This is a genomic window from Specibacter sp. AOP5-B1-6 (assembly GCF_052376555.1).
In the GTDB taxonomy this organism is placed as follows: domain Bacteria; phylum Actinomycetota; class Actinomycetes; order Actinomycetales; family Micrococcaceae; genus Specibacter.
Window position 1 is genome coordinate 96,995 of the sequence record NZ_JBQSVT010000001.1, and the last position, 17,373, is coordinate 114,367.

The following is a 17,373-nucleotide window of genomic DNA, read 5'->3' on the forward strand; positions in this document are numbered from 1 at the left end:
CAGGATGTCGAGTCCGGCCCCGGACCTCCGCGTGCCGATGCCGGGCGAAGACTAGCTGGTTGGCAAAAGCAAAAACAGTGCGGTCCTGCTGGCTTGTCCAACCACGACACCGGATTGGTTGCGTCCGGTGTGGACCAGTGTCACAATACCTTGGCCGGGCCGGGAGGCGGAGAGCCGCTTGTCCGTCACCTCCGTCTCCGTGTACAGCGTGTCGCCATGGAACACCGGGTGCGGAAAGGAAATCTCGCTCATGCCCAATTGCGCCACGATGGTGCCCTGGGTCAGCTGGGCCACTGACTGGCCCACCATGGTTGACAGCGTGAACATGGAGTTCATGAGGCGCTGCCCAAAGGGCTGGCCCTCGCTCCAGGCGGCATCGAGATGCAGCGCCTGGGTGTTCATGGTCATGGTGGTGAACAAGACGTTGTCAGTTTCGGTCATGGTGCGTCCTGGCCGGTGCTGATACACCACGCCGATCTCGAGCTCCTCGAAGTAGAGCCCGCGCTGGGTCACCACCCGGGCACCGGGCTCTGCCGGGCTTGCGGCACTCATACGTTGTCCAGATCGTGCATCTCAAGGTTCAGCGGTGCGCCGGTGGCGGCCACGATCTGTTCAACCGTGACACCGGGGGCCAGTTCCTTCAGGACCAGGCCTTCGGGGGTGACTTCAATGACTGCCAGGTCGGTGACTATCAAGTCCACACACTGCTTGCCTGTCAGTGGCAGCGTGCAGTCCGCCAGGATCTTGGGCGCCCCATATTTGTCCACATGTTCCATCATGACGATGAGCTTCTTGGCACCGAAGACCAGGTCCATGGCCCCGCCCATGCCCTTGACCATCTTGCCCGGGATCATCCAGTTGGCCAGGTCGCCGTTTTCGGCAACCTGCATGGCGCCCAGAACGGCGACGTCCACGTGGCCGCCACGCACCATCCCAAAGGACAACGCCGAATCAAAGAACGCAGCACCCTTGTTGACGGTGACTGTTTCCTTGCCGGCATTGATCAGGTCCGGATCCACATCCTCATCCAGCGGGTAGGGCCCGATTCCCAGCAGCCCGTTTTCCGAGTGCAGCACCACTTCCACACCCTCGGGGATGTAGTTGGGGATCAGTGTGGGCATGCCAATGCCCAGGTTCACATACTGTCCGTTGTGCAGTTCCCGCGCGACCCGCGCGGCCAGCTCATAACGCGAAAGTGCCATGGTCATGCCTCCTGTCCGGTTGCGGCGGCCGGGATGGTGACCGTTCGTTTTTCGATGCGTTTCCCACTGCCCGGGGTTCCTGCGGGGACATGGACGACGCGTTGGACGAAGATCCCCGGCACGTGGACGTGTTCGGGATCGAGCTCCCCCGGCTCCACGAGCTCTTCCACTTCGGCGATCGTTACTTTCCCGGCCATGGCGCAGAGCGGGTTGAAGTTCATGGCCGTGGCGTGGAAGACCAGGTTCCCGTGCCGGTCACCCTTCCAGGCGTGCACCAGCGCGAAGTCGGGCGTCAGGGATTCCTCCAGCACAAATTCGGCCGTCCCAAAGCTGCGCACCTCCTTCGGCGGCGAGGCAATGGCAACCCCGCCCGCGCCGTCGTACTTGCGGGGCAGGCCGCCCTCTGACACCTGGGTGCCGACGCCGGCAGCGGTGTAGAAGGCGGGGATGCCTGCACCGCCGGCGCGCAACTTCTCGGCCAGGGTGCCCTGCGGGGTGAGTTCAACTTCGAGCTCTCCGGCCAGGAATTGGCGGGCAAATTCCTTGTTCTCACCCACGTAGGAGGAGATGGTGCGGCGGATGCGGCCGTCGCCGAGCAGGATGCCCAGACCCCAGTCGTCCACGCCGCAGTTGTTGGAGATGGTTTCCAGCCGGGACGTCCCGGCGTCGTGCAGGGCCTGGATGAGCGCCACTGGGATGCCGCAGAGGCCGAAACCGCCGACGGCGAGGGAGGCGCCGTCGTGGATGTCATGGATCGCCGCGGCGGGCGAGGCTACTACTTTGTTGATCATGGCGAGGTGCCTTTCTGACGGGTTACAAACCCAGTTCGCGGGCGATGAGCATCAGCTGGACTTCGGTGGTGCCCTCGCCAATCTCCAGGATCTTGGAATCGCGGTAGTGGCGGGCCACGGAGAACTCGTTGATGAACCCGTAGCCGCCAAAGACCTGCGTGGCGTCCCGGGCATTGTCCATGGCCGCCTCGCTTGCGACCATCTTAGCGATGGCAGCTTCGGTCTTGAAGGGCTTGCCGGCCAGCATGCGGGACGCGGCGTCGTAATAGGCCAGCCGGGCCACATGCGCACGGGACTGCATGCGGGCAATCTTGAAGGAGATCCCCTGGTAGTGGCCAATGTTGTGGCCGAAGGCGCTGCGTTCCTTGGCATACCGGGTGGCCTCGTCCACGCAGCCCTGGGCCGCACCTGTGGCAAGGGCGGCGATGGCGATGCGCCCCTCATCGAGGATGGAAAGGAAGTTCGCGTAGCCGCGGCCGCGCTCGCCCAACAGGTTTTCCTCCGGCACATGGACGTTGGCGAACGTCAGCGGGTGGGTGTCCGAGGCGTTCCAGCCCACCTTGTTGTACGGCTTTTCCACCGTGAAGCCGGGGGTGCCGTTGGGCACGATGATGGTGGAGATTTCCTTCTTGATGGAGCCGTTGACCCGTTCCGAGGTGCCCGTGACGGCGGTGACGGTGACGAACTCCGTGATGTCGGTGCCGGAGTTGGTGATGAACTGCTTGGCACCGTCAATGACCCATTCACCGTTCTCGACCCGCGCCTTGGTGGCGGTGCCGCCGGCGTCGGATCCGGCGTCGGGCTCGGTCAGGCCAAAGCCTGCGAGCGCCGTCCCGGAAGTCAGCGACGGCAGCCACTGCTCCTTTTGCGCCTGGGTGCCGAAGCGGTGCACGGGCATGGCGCCGAGGGAGACGCCGGCTTCCAGGGTGATGGCGACCGACTGGTCCACGCGCCCCAGCTGTTCAAGCGCCAGGGAGAGCGCGAAGTAATCCCCGCCCATGCCGCCGAACTCCTCCGGGAACGGCAAGCCGAACAAGCCCAGTTCCCCCATTTGCGACACAACTTCATAGGGGAAGCTGTGTTCCTCGTCGTGCTTGGCGGATACCGGGGCCACCACGTTGTCGGCAAAGTCCCGCACCATGTCGCTGAGGTCCTGGTACTCGTCGTTGAGTTCAAAGTTTGGCACGTCATTCCCCTTCAGGGCTTGTTGTTGAGTTGTTTTCTGGTGCTGGTTCGACGGCGTCCGGAGTCACCGTTGCCACCACCTGGTCCGCCTTGACCAGGGCTCCCACGCTGACGCCGATGTGGACGGTGCCGGCCATGGGGGCGGTGATCTGGTGTTCCATCTTCATGGCCTCCACGGCCAGCAGCACCGCCCCGGCCTCGACCCTGTCCCCCGTTTTGGCGTTGACCACGGTGACGGTGCCGGGCATGGGGCTGCGCAGCTGCGGATCGGCCGCGGCATCCTCGCGTTCCAGTCCGGCCAGCATGCGTGCGGTGGCGCCCTCACGGTCGAGCCGTTCCAACGCAACACTCCAGCCGCCGCTGCCCAGGAACACGGTGTCCCCGGCCATGCCCACGGCGTAGCCGTCGAAGGATCCGTGCACCTCTTGGGCGCTTTCACCCAGTCCACTGACACGCACGACGCCGGGACCTTCCGTGCCGCTGGTGGCCTGGGGGCCGCTGACCGTCACCACGCCGGTGCGGCCGGGTGCCGCCCAGGTGCTGCGCCACGGTGCCGCATCCCCAAGCCGCCACCCGTCGGAACGCTGCCACGGGCGAAGCGGCGGAGGAGCCGGTGTTCCCGTAGGCGGCGTAAAGGAGACCGAGGCCGCCCGCGGCCGATTGGTCGGATAGTCCCCGGGTGCTCCCATTGCTCGCACGCTCGCAACGGGGCCCTCGCATCCGTGGGCCCAGCCGAGGGAATTCCGGTCCGCAGCCGCGCTCACCCGCGCCGCGAGTGCCGCTGCGGCGTAGTCGCCGGCGTCGACGGTGCGGAACGCCATGCCGGGCAGTTTGCGTTCGATCATGTTCGTGTCGAGGCGGCCGGCCTGGACGTCGGGATCGCCCAATAGCAGGCGCAGGTATTCCACGTTGGTGGGAACGCCAAGGACCACGTAGTCGGCGAGGGCGGCATCCAAGCGGTCGAGCGCCTCCTGCCTGTCGGTGCCCCAGGCGATGACCTTGGCGAGCATGGGGTCGTAGTTTGCCGTGATCTCCAGCCGCCGCGCCAGGGAGCTGTCAACACGCACCCCGGGTCGCAGCTCCACGGATTCATCCAGCACCACCACGGTTCCGGTTGCCGGGAGGAATCCCTCGGCGGGGCTTTCGGCGTACACGCGGGCCTCGACGGCGTGGCCCTCCAGCGTGACATCTGACTGGGCAAAGTCGAGCTTCTCCCCGGCGGCAATGCGCAGCTGCCACGCCACCAGGTCAAGGGTTTCCCCGCGGACCCTGGCCACCATTTCGGTGACGGGGTGCTCCACCTGCAGACGCGTGTTCATCTCCATGAAGAAGAACTCGTCCGGGCGGTCGTCCGAGACGAGGAACTCCACAGTCCCGGCACCCGTGTAGTTGACGCTCGCGGCGGCCGCACATGCGGCGGCACCAATGCGCTCCCGGGTGGCCCCGCCGTCGTCCAAGGCTGACAGCAACGGAGACGGTGCCTCTTCGATGACCTTTTGGTGGCGGCGCTGCAGCGAGCATTCACGTTCGCCCAGGTGGATGACGTTGCCAAAGTTGTCGCCGAGGATCTGCACCTCGATGTGGCGGGGATTGGCCACGAGGCGTTCCAGGAACAAGGTGTCGTCGCCAAAGGACGCGGCGGCCACGCGCCGTGCGGTGGCCAGGGTGGCGGGCAGTTCCTCCGGGGAGAACACGCTGTGCATGCCCTTGCCGCCTCCGCCGGCCGATGGCTTGATGAGCAGCGGGTAGCCAACGTCCGCCGCTGCCGCGATCAAGTCGGCATCGGTGAGCCCTGGCTGGGAGATGCCCGGCACCACGGGCACGCCGGCGGCGGCCACGTGGTTCTTGGAGCGGATCTTGTCCCCCATGACGTTCAAGGCCTCGATGTTGGGGCCGATGAAGGTGATGCCGGCAGCCTCCAGGGCCTTGGCGAACTCGAGATTTTCGGACAGGAAGCCGTAGCCGGGGTGGACAGCCTGGGCGCCGGATGCGCGGGCGGCCCCGATGACCGCCTCGATATTGAGGTAGCTTTCCGCGGCCGCCGCGGGCCCGATGCACAGCGCCAGGTCGGCCTCGCGCATGTGGCGGGACCCGGCGTCGGCCTCGGAATACACGGCCACGGAGCGGATGCCCTGCGCCTTCAGGGTGCGGATGACGCGGCAGGCGATCTCACCGCGGTTGGCGACAAGGACCGTGTCAAAGAGTGGTGTGTCAAACAGTGGAGCGTCAGCAATATCAGTCATGGTGGCTCACATCCTAAAGAGACCGAAGGAGGTCTCGGGCAGCGGGGTCCTGGCGCACACGTCCAGGGCAAGCCCCAAAACTGTGCGGGTGTCCGCGGGGTCGATGACGCCGTCGTCCCACAGGCGGGCGGTGGAATAGTAGGGGCTGCCCTGGTCCTCGTACTGGGCCAGGATCGGGGCCTTGAACTCAGCCTCTTCGGCGGCGGACCAGTCCTCCCCGCGCCGTTCGTGCGCATCCCGTTTGACGGTGGCCAGGACGGAAGATGCCTGGTTGCCGCCCATCACCGAGATGCGTGCGGCCGGCCACATCCACAGGAAGCGGGGGCTGTAGGCACGCCCGCACATGGAGTAGTTGCCGGCGCCAAATGAGCCGCCCACGATCACCGTCAGTTTTGGCACCCTGGCCGTGGCAACTGCCGTGACCATTTTGGCGCCGTGCTTGGCGATGCCGCCGTGTTCGTAGTCCTTGCCGACCATGAAGCCGTTGAGGTTTTGCAGGAAGATCAGCGGGATGCCGCGCTGGTCGCACAGCTCGATGAAGTGCGCGCCCTTCATGGCCGATTCACTGAAGAGCACGCCGTTGTTGGCGACGATGCCGACCGGGTGGCCGTGCAGGGTGGCGAAGCCGGTGACAAGCGTGGTGCCGTAGCTCTTCTTGAATTCGTGGAACTTGCTGCCGTCGACCAGCCGGGCGATGACCTCACGGATGTCGTAGGAGGTGTTCAGATCTGTGGGGACGGCACCGTACATCTCCGCCGGATCCGCGCCGGGTTCCGTTGAGGCTGCCACCGCCCAGGCCGGGGCCGGGTTGGGCGGCAGCGTGGCCACGATGTCTCGGATGATCGACAGGGCGTGTTCGTCGTTCTCTGCCAGGTGGTCAACGACTCCGGAGATGCCGGCATGGACGTCGCCGCCGCCAAGCTCCTCCGCCGTCACAATCTCGCCAATCGCCGCCTTCACCAGCGGCGGGCCGCCCAGGAAAATAGTGCCCTGGTTGCGCACAATGACTGTCTCGTCGCTCATGGCCGGCATGTACGCGCCGCCTGCCGTGCAGGAGCCCATGACGGCGGCTATCTGCGGGATCTTGCGGGCAGACATCTGGGCCTGGTTGAAGAATATCCGGCCAAAGTGCTCCTTGTCCGGGAACACCTCATCCTGCTTGGGCAGGAAGGCACCGCCGGAATCCACCAGGTAGATGCACGGCAGCCGGTTCTCCAGCGCGATTTCCTGCGCCCGGAGGTGCTTCTTGACGGTCAGCGGGTAGTAGGTGCCGCCCTTGACGGTGGCGTCGTTGCACACGATCATCACGTGGCGGCCCGCAACCACGCCGATCCCGGCGATGACACCGGCCCCGGGGGACGCGCCGTCGTACATGCCATGGGCTGCCAGCGGTGCGACCTCAAGGAACGGGCTCCCCTCGTCCAGCAGGTGGTCGACCCTGTCCCGCGGGAGCAGTTTGCCGCGGCCCACATGGCGTTCGCGCGATTTCTCCGGCCCGCCCAGCGCCGTGGTCCGCAGGTGCTCGCGCAGTTGTGCCACCAAGGCGCGTTGCTGCGCATCGTTGCGCGCAAACGCCTCCCCTGCCGGTTCAACCTGGCTTTGCAAAGTCTCCATCGACCCCTCATTTGCTCAATCACAGCTACACTAAGTTAACGAGTACTAACTGAGTTTCAGGTTAGTCTGTGAATTCTGCGATGTCCAGCACAGGGGGAAAGATGAGTCAGCAACCGGCCACCACCCGGACCCAGGCCAAGGCCAACCGGCGCTCCGCCCTGCTCAATTCAGCAGCGTCCCTGTTCGCCCGGCGCGGCTTCAACGGCGTCTCGATCGAGGACTTGGGCGCTGCGGCCGGGGTGAGCGGGCCCGCCGTGTACAGGCACTTCGATGGCAAGCAGGCTTTGCTGGGGGCCCTGCTGGTGGGGGTCAGCGAGGACTTGCTGACGGGCGGGCGCGCCGTCCTTGAAGCCACGCCCGACGCCGATGCCTCCCTGCGCGCACTTGTCGCCTTCCACGTTGACTTTGCCCTGACAAAGCCCGACGTCATCCGGGTGCAGGACCGGGACTTTGACAGTTTGGGTGCAGCCGACAGCGCCGCCGTAAGGTCGCTGCAGCGAGCCTATGTGGAGCTGTGGGTTGGGGTGCTGGGACGGCTGTTCCCCGAGCGGGGGTCCGCCGTCTGCAGGCTTCAGGCACACGCCATTTTTGGCCTGATCAACTCAACCCCGCACAGCGTGCACATCCAGGGAAGCCAGGACGCCACCGCCAGAGAGGTGTTGGAGGCCATGGCCTGGTCGGGGCTGACGGGATGACAGGCGCGAACAGTGAGGCGAACACCACCATGGCGGAACCGAATCTGAACCAGAATTCCAGCACCGAACGGAAGGGCAGATGGAGCACCACTGTGGTGCTCCTGGTTCTTGTGAACTTGGTCGGCGCCGTTGCCCTGCTGGTTCCTGCCCTGTGGCTCGGCATTTCCGTCGAGGCATTGTCGGGGTGGTCAGGCCGTGGCCACTCGGAGCTGGACGAGGCAATTCGCGGGGAACAGGCGGCAAAGGTGCTGATCAGTGCACTGTTCTTCGGCGTTGTTGCGCTGGTGTTTGCCGGAATTGACGTTGCTGTCCTCGCCGTCAGAAGGCAACTGCGGCTGGGCAGGGCGTGGCTGCTGGCCCTGTTGATATTGTTCGTCCCGCCGGCCTGCATTTTCTTCATGGGCTGGGCCAATCCCGGCATGGCGTGAGCACCCGGCAACAGCCGCCCCACCCGGCGACCACACAAGGGAAGCACCGGGTTGCCCCGGTGCTTCCCTGCCTCAGGTGAATTTCAGCTGAGTTTTTGGATTGGGACTCAGTGTGCCGCCACACCTCCATGATGCTCGTCAGTGCGTCCGTGCATGCTCGGCTGCAGCGCCAAAACACCTGCAATCAACGCCACACCTCCAGCAATCCATGAAGTCCAGGTCGCTCCGGTGTGGGCCGTGTAGCCGGCCAACCACGGGGAGACAAACAACAGGGCACCAAGGACCATCTGAACCCATTCGGCCACCGGCTGCCCGGGGCTCATCAGATTCCAGACGCCTGAGGCGATCAGCAGTACGCCGCAGCCAATCATCATGACCATGGAACCCGACTGCTGCGTTGTCCACGTTGTCGACAGTGCGGCAAACAGGCCTGCGATCACGGCAACATAATCTTGCCAGCGATTCCACCTCTTCATTGATACCAACCTCCTTGACAGTTGGCTCCCAAAGTGGGGGTCACCTCAAATATACGTCCGCCGTTCACGAGTATCCATAGCCGTGAGGTTGCATTTGAGTGCGACTTTAGCCAAGCGCCAGCGCCATCGCCGGATCGGCCATCACGGCACCCACGTCCGCGAGGAAGCGCGAGCCTTGTTCGCCGTCGACGAGCCTGTGGTCGAAGGACAAGCTCAGCGTCATCACCTGCCGCAGGGCAATCCCGCCTTGATGCTCCCATGGTGTGTTGCGCACGGCCCCCAACGCCAAAATGCCCGCCTCGCCCGGATTGAGAATCGGCGTGCCGGCGTCAATGCCGAAAACCCCAATGTTGGTGATGGAGAATGTTCCGCCCGACAGGTCCGCTGGCTGGGTTTTCCCGGCCCGCGCCGTCTCAGTCAGTTGACCCAGTGCCTCCGCCAGCCCGCGCAGTCCCAGCCGGTGAGCATCCTTGATGTTCGGCACCACCAGTCCGCGCGGTGTTGCGGCCGCAATGCCGAGGTTCACATAGTTGAAGCCCACCACTTCCTGCGCGGCCTCGTCCCAGTGCGAATTCAGCGACGGCCTGCGGGCAATCGCCAGGTTCACGGCCTTCGCTGCCAGTGTCAGCGGGGTCACCTTGACGCCGGCAAACTCCTTCTGTGTGCGCAGCCGGGCCAGAAACTCCATGCCGGCCGTGACATCGATGGTCAAAAATTCGGTGACATGCGGCGCGGTGAAGGCGCTCTCCACCATGGCCGCCGCCATGAACTTCCGCACACCCTTGATGGGGGTGCGCACTTCCCGCTCCGCTGCATCCGCCCCCGCTGGGGTTTCCGCGGACTCCTTCGCGGACGACGGCGAACCCTCCGATGCGGCACCGGGGGCATGGTCCCCGGCAAAGGCAACGACGTCGTCCCGGGTGATCAGGCCCCGCTCCCCCGAGCCGGCAAGCAGTGCCAGTTCAATGCCCAGGTCACGGGCCAGTTTGCGCACGGGCGGAGTCGACCGCGGCCGGTCCGCCTGGACCCGAAGGGAAGCAGGCGGCGCCACCTCAACGGGAGCCGGCGCGGGGGCGCCAACTGTTGCAAATGTGCGAACGCGGCGCACAGGAGCAGCGGAGGATTCCGGATCCGCCCCGTAGCCTACGAGTGTGGGAACCCGCTTTTGTGTCGTCTCCTCCGCGGTGGCCGGTGCTGCCGGCGATCCGCCTGAATCGGCAACGTCAAAGGCGATGATCACTTCGCCGACCTCAACCACCGTGCCGGGTTCGTGGGTGATGGCGGAGACGACACCGGCAAATGGTGAGGGCAGTTCAACCACGGCCTTGGCCGTCTCAACTTCACCGATGACCTGGTTGAGCACCACCGAATCACCCACGGCCACATGCCAGCTGACAATCTCGGACTCGGTGAGGCCTTCGCCCAGGTCGGGGAGCTTGAATTCAGCAATCATTCTCAGCCTTCCAATGCGGTGAGTGAGTTGGGGCGGCCCAGTGCGCGGTCGACGCCGTCGAGAATCCTGTCAAGGTCAGGCAGATGGTGTTTCTCGAGCTTGGAGGGCGGGTAGGGAATGTCGAATCCCGTCACGCGCACTGGCGCGCTTTCAAGATAGTTGAAGCAGCGTTCGGTGATGGTGGCCGCAATTTCTGCTCCCAATCCCAGCGTCCGGGCCGCTTCGTGGGTGACGACCAGCCGGCCCGTGCGCTGCACCGATTCCTGCACGGTGGCATAGTCAACGGGCGAGAGCGACCGCAGATCGATGACCTCAACGGAGATCCCTTCCGCAGCTGCGGCGCTCGCTGCGTCGAGGGCTGTTTTGACCAAGGGCCCGTAGGCGACAAGTGTGACATCGGTACCGGGCTCCACGACCCGGGCCGAGCCCATTGCGGGCGCCGCGGCAAGTGCGCCTTCCAACTCAACTTCGCCCTTGGTGTGGTAGCGGCGCTTGGGCTCAAAGTACAGGACGGGGTCGTCGCTGGCGATGGCCTGGCGCAGCATCGTGTAGGCGTCCTGGGGGTTGGAGGGGCTGATCACGCGCAACCCGGAGGTGTGCACGAAATAAGCTTCCGGGGATTCCGAGTGGTGCTCCGGTGAACCGATCCCACCACCAAAGGGCACCCTGATTGTCAGCGGCATCCGGACCATGCCCCGGGTTCGGACATGGAGTTTGGCCACTTGGGAGACGATCTGGTCGAAGCCGGGGTAGATGAAACCATCAAACTGGATTTCACACACGGGCCTGAAGCCGCGATAGGCCAGCCCCACCGCCGTGCCAATGATGGCCGATTCGGCCAGCGGCGTGTCGATGACCCGGTGGGAGCCGAAGTCCTTCATCAATCCGTCGGTGACGCGGAAAACCCCTCCCAGGGTGCCGATGTCCTCACCAAGCAGCACGACCTTCGGGTCGTCTTCCAGCGCGCGCCGAAGTCCTGCATTGATGGCCTGTGTCAAGGTCAACTTGGTCATGACGCACTCCCTTGTACGTTTGAAACCTGGTTCTGTGATGCCGTGGCCGGAGTTTCCCCAAACGAGGCCAAGTACTGCCTGTATTGCTCCCGCTGCAGCTCGAGCAGCGGGTGTTCGTCCACGTAAACATTGTCAAAAAGAGTCATGGGTTCCGGGTCGGGGAGGTTGATGCAGGCCTGCCGCAGCTCGGCGGCCACTGCGTCGGCCTTCGCCGCAATCTTGGCTTCGGCTTCGTCGTCGAGCTTTCCGGCGTTGCTGAGGAAGGTGTGCATCCTGGTGAGCGGGTCCTTGGCCGCCCACTCCTCCAACTCGGTGACGCCGCGGTAGCGGGTGGGGTCGTCGGCGGTAGTGTGCGGGCCCATGCGGTAGGTGACGGCCTCGATGAAGCTGGGGCCGCCGCCGGTGCGGGCGCGGTGGGCGGCCCAGCGGGTGGCTGCCAGAACGGCGAGGACGTCATTGCCATCGACCTGCAGGCTGGGGATGCCATAGCCCGGGGCGCGGCCGGCCAGCGGGACATGCGACTGCAGGCCTACCGGTTCGGAGATGGCCCAGTGGTTGTTCTGGCAGAAAAAGATGACAGGCGCCTGAAAGCTGGCGGCAAAGACCATGGCCTCGTGAACGTCGCCCTCGCTCGTGGCGCCGTCGCCAAGATAGGCGATGGACAGGGATTCCTTGCCGTCCAGGACCAGGCCCATGGCATAGCCGGTGGCGTGCAGGGTTTGCGCGCCGATGATGATTTGGGGGGTGGCCAGGTTCAGCTCATGCGGATCCCAGCCAATGTTGCTGGTGCCGCGCCAGACGCCGATGGCTTCCGACATCACCGCGCCGCGGCAATATGCAACACCGTTTTCGCGGTAGGTGGGAAAAATGAAGTCCTCGTCCTCAAGCGCCCTGACCGAGCCGATCTGGGAGGCCTCCTGCCCCATCAGGGGCGGCCACAAGGCGAGCTGGCCCTGGCGCTGCAACGCCGTGGATTCAAAGTCGATTCTGCGGATGACAACCATGTCCTCGTACAGATTTCGAAGGGTTTGGTCGTCAATGTCGTTGACGAATTCGTCCAGCAGCTCATCGGCAACACGGTTTCCGTCTGCCGTAATGAGTTGGTGCATTTTCATTGGTGCCTGGCCTGTGGGCTCATGGCGCGAATGAGTCATATTGCTCGCCTCCCTGCATTGTAATAAGGATGCTTCCTATGAGTGTGACCATACTCACGTACAGCATCCGGCGCAATGACTCGATTTAAAGTTGAGCAGTATGCACGATTTGCCCCGATCAGGGCGTGCTAGTCTGCGCAGTATGTCAACTTTGGACGGAACAGACGCACGCATCCTCCTGGCCCTGGTCAAGGACCCCCGGCAAACGGTGGTTGCCATGGCCGAGCGCCTCGGCTTGTCCCGCAACACCGTCCAGGCCAGAATGGCGGCGCTGGAGAAGCGCCACGCGTTCCTGCCCTTCGACCACAGGATCAGCCCGGCGCCGCTGGGCTACCCCTTGACGGCGTTCATTTCCGTGCATGTGGAGCAGCGAAAGATTGCCGAACTGGCCACGGCGCTGGCCGCCATCCCCGAGGTGGTAGAGGCCCACGGGCTTAGTGGCAGGGCCGACCTGCTGGTCAAGGTCGTCTCCACAGGCGCCGAGGACTTGTTCCGCATCAACGGCAAGATTCTGGCGTGCGACGGGGTTGAACGCACGGAAACCTCGCTGTCCATGAACGAGCTCGTGCCCTTCCGCATGTCTCCTTTGCTCAAGCGCGTACTGGAGCGCTGACGCCGGGCCGGCTGGGCCGAGGCCGGCTGAGCGGGCGGGCCCTGGCTGGGCGGGCGGGTGTGTCTCGAGCGCCGCGTTTGTGGCGTGGCAGGCGAAAGGCCCCGTCCGCCGTCGTAATTGACGGTGAACGGGGCCTTCGGACGGGGCGGTGCTGCCGCCAGCGGGTGGGACCACAACTGCGAGGGGCCCAAGGGGAAACGCGTTAGCGGATCCCCTTGGGGAGCAGTTGGGGCTTAGTGATCCACCGCCTTCTCGGCGCCCACACCGGTCAGGGAGCGAACTTCCATCTCGGCCTGGATGCGCGGATCCTCCGTGTTCTTGTCCAGCACGGTGCCCAACCAGCCGAGGAAGAACGCCAGCGGGATGGAGATGATGCCGGGGTTGGCCAGCGGGAACCAGGAGAAGTCGGCTCCCGGGATCATGGCCTTCTCGTTGCCGGAGACGACCGGCGAGAATGCGATCAAGATGATGGCTGCGGCCAGTCCGCCGTACATGCTCCACAGTGCGCCCTGGGTGGTGAACTTCTTCCAGAACAGCGAGTAGATGATCGTGGGCAGGTTTGCCGAGGCGGCGATGGCAAACGCCAACGCAACCAGGAAGGCGATGTTCTGGCCGTTGGCCAGGATGCCGCCGCCGATGGCGACGACGCCGATCACGATGACCGTGCGCCGGGCAACCTTGACTTCCATCTCCGGCTTGGGCTCGCCCTTGACGATTACGTTGGAGTAGATGTCGTGGGCAAAGGACGCTGCCGCCGTGATGGTCAGGCCGGCCACAACCGCAAGGATGGTGGCAAAGGCGACGGCTGAGATGAAGCCCAGCAGAATCGGCCCGCCAACCACGAAGGCCAGCAGCGGGGCGGCCGCGTTGACGCCGCCGGGAGCAGCCAGGATGGCCTCCTTGCCGATCAAGGCGCCTGCACCGTAGCCAAGGACGAGTGTGAAGACGTAGAAGCCGCCGATGAGCCAGATGGCCCAAACCACGGACTTGCGGGCTTCCTTGGCAGTCGGGACCGTGTAGAAGCGCATCAACACGTGCGGCAGAGCGGCCGTTCCCAGCACCAGCGCCAACGCCAGTGAAACAAAGTCCAGCGGAGCCTTGCCGTATGCAGCGCCCGGGTTCAGCAGGGCCTCGCCCACACCGCCCTCGTTAATGGAGGTTTGCACCGCGGCGTCCATCAAGGTTGAGAGATTGAAACCGTGCATGGCCAGCACAATGATCGTCATGATCGCTGCACCAATGATGAGCAGGAACGCCTTGATGATCTGCACCCAGGTGGTGCCCTTCATGCCGCCGATCAGTACGTACACGATCATCAGCACGCCAACGACGGCGATGACAATGTTCTGGCCAACCTTGTTGGAGTTGTCGAAGCCCAGGAGCAGTGACACCAGTCCACCGGCACCGGCCATCTGCGCGAGCAGGTAGAAGAAGCAGACAACAAGTGTGGTGGTGGCTGCTGCGATGCGCACGGGACGCTGCTTGAGGCGGAAGGAGAGCACATCGGCCATGGTGAACTTGCCGGTGTTGCGCAGCAGCTCGGCAACGAGCAACAGCGCAACCAGCCAGGCCACGAGGAAGCCGATGGAGTAGAGGAAGCCGTCGTAGCCGTTGACCGCAATGGCACCGGTGATGCCAAGGAAGGACGCCGCCGAAAGATAATCGCCGGCAATGGCTGTTCCGTTTTGGCCGCCGGAGAAGGACCGGCCGGCCGCGTAGTAGTCAGCAGCCGTTTTGTTGTTGCGGCTGGCCCGGAACACCACGATCATGGTGATCGCAACGAAGCCAACGAAGATCAAGATGTTGATCCAGGATTTTTCCTTGGTCTGCTCAGCGAGCGTTGCCAACGGGGCAACAGTGGGGAGAATGGCGAACAGGCTCACGGGCTAAACCTCTTCCTTGGTCTGGTCGGCAGCAGCGATCTGGCTTTCCAGGCGCGTGCGAATGACGGCAGCCTGGGGATCGAGCTTCCGGTTGGCGTAGGTGACATACCAGGTGGTGATGCCAAAAGTTGTGACGAACTGGAGCAGGCCCATGATCAGGCCAATGTTCATGTTGCCCCAGACCTTGATTGACATGAAGTCGTGGGCGTAAGCGGCCAGCAGGACGTAGGCAAAATACCAGACCAAAAATCCGATGGCGACGGGGAAAACAAAATTCCTGTGTGACTTGCGGAGCTCCTGAAACTCTACCGAGCTCTGTTCCGCTGCAAAGTCCACCGGACCTTCATTGCTTGCGTGGGCAGAATTACCCATCATTCCTCCTTGGGTGATGTGATCCCTTTCACTATGAAGTGTTGCGGCTCACCATTTCGACCTGTTCGGCCGGTGCCGCGGTGAACGGCATTGACGCTGCGCTGAACGGCAGATTCCCCCGGAATCCGGCCCAGCCGATCTCCCGCTAGTCTTTACACCATGTCCTCTCCCGTGCTGAGCGATTCCACGCTCCTGCTCATCACCGCCATCGCAGCCGTCACTGCCGCCGTCGCCATTGTGGCCGCCGTTGGATTCCGGCTTTCGCGGTCGTACCGGGAGTTGGGCACCGACGCCGAACACGCAACGTTTGCGGCGCTGCATTCGGCGGCGGCCGCAGGCGAACAGCTGCGCAACGGCTTGGAACCTGCCGGGGCGTTGAAGGCAAGCAAGCAGCTGCGGGCGCTGCTCAACTGTGCGGCGATCGCCATGACCGACGACTCCCGTCTGCTGGCCTGGGACGGGGCAGGGGCCGCTGCCAAGCAGCCCGATTCCGACGTCGTCATGAATCTGGCGGCCAAGGCACTCAGCAACGGCCGCACCCAGGTGGCCACGCTGGACCGGCCACTGCGCGAGGCGCTGGGGCTCCCGTTGCACGGCGGTGAGCTGAAGGCCGCCGTCATCTGTCCCCTGAAGGTGGAGTCCAGGGCCGTGGGCACAGTGATCATCCTGTCGAAGGCGCCCTCCGCCGGCCTGGTCCGGGCAACGAATGAGGTGGCCGGCTGGGTGTCGGCCCAGCTCGAGCTCGCCGAGCTTGGCTCGTCCAGGAGCTTGCTGGCTGAAGCCGAGGTGCGGGCCCTGCGCGCGCAGATCAGCCCGCATTTCATTTACAACTCGCTCAACGCCATTGCCTCGTTCATCAACACCGACCCGCAGCGGGCCCGGGACCTGGTGGTTGAGTTTGCCGATTTCACCCGATACTCCTTCCGCCGGCATGGGGATTTCACCACGCTCGCCGAGGAGCTGCGCTGCATCGACAGGTACCTGTTGCTGGAGAATGCCCGATTTGGCGACCGCCTGCAGGTCAGCCTGCAAATTGCCCCCGAAGTCCTCAGCACGGTGATACCGTTCCTGAGTCTGCAGCCGCTGGTTGAAAATGCCGTCCGTCACGGTCTCGAGGCGAAAGTTGGCAGCGGGCTGGTGCAGATTTGTGCCAGGGATTTGGGCGCTTACACGGAGGTGACAATAGAGGACGACGGCGTGGGGATGGACCCGGAGCAGCTGCGGTTGGTCTTGGCCGGCCAGCATGACGGCACGCATGTTGGCCTGCGCAATGTTGACGCCCGCCTGCGGCAGGTCTACGGAGACGACCACGGGCTCACCGTCGACACGGGCGTGGGTCACGGCATGCTCATCACCATGACAGTGCCGAAGAACCAACCCGGCCACGACGCTTGATGCGGGCGCTGCGGTACTTGGCCCCGTTACCGCCTAACAGCCTCCCCTAAACGCGCTGCTCCCCACCCGCTCCCACCCCTCGCTACGCTCGTTTGGGGCCCCTCGGCCGTTAGGCTTAGCCACATGATTAATGTCCTTGTGGCCGACGACGAGCTGCCCGCCGTCGAAGAGCTCGCCTTCCTGCTCGGCAGGGACCCGCGCGTCGGCACCATCCACCGGGCCATCAGCGGCGCACAAGCCCTCGAACTGCTCAGCGTGAACACCGTTGACGCAGTGTTTCTGGACATCCACATGCCGGGCCTGTCGGGGTTGGAACTCGCCAAGGTCATTGGCAGTGCAAGCAACCCGCCAGTGGTCGTCTTCGTGACAGCCGACGACGACAGGGCGCTTGAAGCGTTTGAACTGGCCGCCGTCGACTACCTCTTGAAACCCCTTCGCACCGAGCGGCTCACCCGCACGATCGACCGGGTCGTTGAACTGGTGGCACACCCTGCTGTCGACGATGAGGTGGAGATGATCACCGTCGACCAGGGCGGGGTCAGCAAGCTCATCCGTCTTGACGAGGTGAAGTTCGTGCAGGCCCAGGGCGATTACGCCAGGCTGCACACTGCCGAGGCCAGCTACCTGATCCGGGTGCCCCTGGCTGATTTGGAACAGCAGTGGGCCGAGTCGGGTTTCATCCGCATTCACCGCTCATATCTGGTGTGCCTACACTTTGTCAGTGCCTGGAAGCTCAGCGCTGCCAAGCCGACAGTGTCGGTGGGCAGCGCCGTCCTGCCCGTCAGCCGCAGGCATGTGCCCGTGCTGCGCGAGCATTTGCAGGCCACAAGGGTGCGTCCCAGCTCATGATGCCAGG

The 17,373-nt window shown here is 64.4% G+C and carries 17 protein-coding genes; 5 read left to right on the forward strand and 12 right to left on the reverse strand.

Annotated features, from left to right (window positions below):
- Positions 1 to 51 precede the first annotated feature (51 nt).
- From ACT3TS_RS00480 to ACT3TS_RS00505, 6 genes are read right to left on the reverse strand one after another with little or no spacing between them, the layout of a single operon-like run.
- Positions 52 to 552 (reverse strand): MaoC family dehydratase, encoded by a 501-nt coding sequence (locus ACT3TS_RS00480; protein WP_444529528.1) that lies wholly within the window; start codon positions 550 to 552, stop codon positions 52 to 54.
- Positions 549 to 1,202 carry a CoA transferase subunit B gene (locus tag ACT3TS_RS00485; RefSeq protein ID WP_444529529.1) on the reverse strand — a complete coding sequence of 218 codons (654 nt, stop codon included), beginning with the start codon at positions 1,200 to 1,202 and terminating at the stop codon, positions 549 to 551. The genes ACT3TS_RS00480 and ACT3TS_RS00485 overlap by 4 nt, the downstream gene beginning before the upstream one ends.
- 2 nt (positions 1,203 to 1,204) lie before the next feature.
- On the reverse strand, positions 1,205 to 1,993 hold the full coding sequence (locus ACT3TS_RS00490; RefSeq protein WP_444529530.1) for a CoA transferase subunit A: 789 nt from the start codon (positions 1,991 to 1,993) through the stop codon (positions 1,205 to 1,207).
- 22 nt (positions 1,994 to 2,015) lie between these two features.
- The gene (locus tag ACT3TS_RS00495; RefSeq protein WP_444529531.1) at positions 2,016 to 3,179 is read right to left on the reverse strand and encodes an acyl-CoA dehydrogenase family protein; all 1,164 of its coding nucleotides are present in this window, start codon (positions 3,177 to 3,179) and stop codon (positions 2,016 to 2,018) included.
- A 1-nt stretch (position 3,180) separates the two neighbouring features.
- Positions 3,181 to 5,421 (reverse strand): acetyl/propionyl/methylcrotonyl-CoA carboxylase subunit alpha, encoded by a 2,241-nt coding sequence (locus tag ACT3TS_RS00500; protein ID WP_444529532.1) that lies wholly within the window; start codon positions 5,419 to 5,421, stop codon positions 3,181 to 3,183.
- Positions 5,422 to 5,427: 6 nt separating this feature from the next.
- Positions 5,428 to 7,035, reverse strand: coding sequence for a carboxyl transferase domain-containing protein (locus tag ACT3TS_RS00505; protein ID WP_444529533.1), 1,608 nt, complete (start codon positions 7,033 to 7,035; stop codon positions 5,428 to 5,430).
- A gap of 101 nt (positions 7,036 to 7,136) precedes the next feature.
- On the opposite strand from ACT3TS_RS00505, the gene ACT3TS_RS00510 reads away from it, so the two are divergent.
- Both ACT3TS_RS00510 and ACT3TS_RS00515 read left to right on the forward strand, forming a co-directional pair.
- Complete coding sequence (locus ACT3TS_RS00510) at positions 7,137 to 7,730, forward strand: SACE_7040 family transcriptional regulator (RefSeq protein WP_444529534.1); 594 nt, start codon at positions 7,137 to 7,139, stop codon at positions 7,728 to 7,730.
- Positions 7,731 to 7,759: 29 nt separating this feature from the next.
- On the forward strand, positions 7,760 to 8,158 hold the full coding sequence (locus tag ACT3TS_RS00515) for a hypothetical protein (RefSeq protein ID WP_444529535.1): 399 nt from the start codon (positions 7,760 to 7,762) through the stop codon (positions 8,156 to 8,158).
- 107 nt (positions 8,159 to 8,265) lie between these two features.
- Here ACT3TS_RS00515 and ACT3TS_RS00520 read toward each other — a convergent pair whose 3' ends face one another.
- The 4 genes from ACT3TS_RS00520 to pdhA form a co-directional block, all read right to left on the reverse strand.
- Positions 8,266 to 8,634 carry an SPW repeat protein gene (locus ACT3TS_RS00520; RefSeq protein WP_444529536.1) on the reverse strand — a complete coding sequence of 123 codons (369 nt, stop codon included), beginning with the start codon at positions 8,632 to 8,634 and terminating at the stop codon, positions 8,266 to 8,268.
- Between the two features lie 106 nt (positions 8,635 to 8,740).
- Positions 8,741 to 10,087 (reverse strand): dihydrolipoamide acetyltransferase family protein, encoded by a 1,347-nt coding sequence (locus ACT3TS_RS00525; RefSeq protein ID WP_444529537.1) that lies wholly within the window; start codon positions 10,085 to 10,087, stop codon positions 8,741 to 8,743.
- A gap of 2 nt (positions 10,088 to 10,089) precedes the next feature.
- Positions 10,090 to 11,100 (reverse strand): alpha-ketoacid dehydrogenase subunit beta, encoded by a 1,011-nt coding sequence (locus ACT3TS_RS00530; protein ID WP_444529538.1) that lies wholly within the window; start codon positions 11,098 to 11,100, stop codon positions 10,090 to 10,092.
- Positions 11,097 to 12,254: a pyruvate dehydrogenase (acetyl-transferring) E1 component subunit alpha gene (gene pdhA, locus ACT3TS_RS00535; protein ID WP_444529539.1), complete on the reverse strand. Its 1,158-nt coding sequence runs from the start codon at positions 12,252 to 12,254 to the stop codon at positions 11,097 to 11,099. Before pdhA ends, ACT3TS_RS00530 begins: the two co-directional genes overlap by 4 nt.
- Before the next feature lie 142 nt (positions 12,255 to 12,396).
- Here pdhA and ACT3TS_RS00540 point away from each other — a divergent pair, with 142 nt between their 5' ends.
- Positions 12,397 to 12,867 carry an Lrp/AsnC family transcriptional regulator gene (locus tag ACT3TS_RS00540; protein WP_444529540.1) on the forward strand — a complete coding sequence of 157 codons (471 nt, stop codon included), beginning with the start codon at positions 12,397 to 12,399 and terminating at the stop codon, positions 12,865 to 12,867.
- 233 nt (positions 12,868 to 13,100) lie between these two features.
- Here ACT3TS_RS00540 and ACT3TS_RS00545 read toward each other — a convergent pair whose 3' ends face one another.
- Both ACT3TS_RS00545 and ACT3TS_RS00550 read right to left on the reverse strand, forming a co-directional pair.
- The gene (locus ACT3TS_RS00545) at positions 13,101 to 14,714 is read right to left on the reverse strand and encodes a solute symporter family protein (protein WP_444529632.1); all 1,614 of its coding nucleotides are present in this window, start codon (positions 14,712 to 14,714) and stop codon (positions 13,101 to 13,103) included.
- A gap of 39 nt (positions 14,715 to 14,753) precedes the next feature.
- Positions 14,754 to 15,122, reverse strand: coding sequence for a DUF485 domain-containing protein (locus ACT3TS_RS00550; protein WP_444529633.1), 369 nt, complete (start codon positions 15,120 to 15,122; stop codon positions 14,754 to 14,756).
- 174 nt (positions 15,123 to 15,296) lie between these two features.
- Between ACT3TS_RS00550 and ACT3TS_RS00555 the strand changes: the two genes are divergently transcribed.
- Together ACT3TS_RS00555 and ACT3TS_RS00560 are read left to right on the forward strand one after the other, a co-directional pair.
- Positions 15,297 to 16,517 carry a sensor histidine kinase gene (locus tag ACT3TS_RS00555; protein WP_444529634.1) on the forward strand — a complete coding sequence of 407 codons (1,221 nt, stop codon included), beginning with the start codon at positions 15,297 to 15,299 and terminating at the stop codon, positions 16,515 to 16,517.
- A gap of 123 nt (positions 16,518 to 16,640) precedes the next feature.
- Positions 16,641 to 17,366 carry a LytR/AlgR family response regulator transcription factor gene (locus tag ACT3TS_RS00560; protein ID WP_444529541.1) on the forward strand — a complete coding sequence of 242 codons (726 nt, stop codon included), beginning with the start codon at positions 16,641 to 16,643 and terminating at the stop codon, positions 17,364 to 17,366.
- Positions 17,367 to 17,373 lie beyond the last annotated feature (7 nt).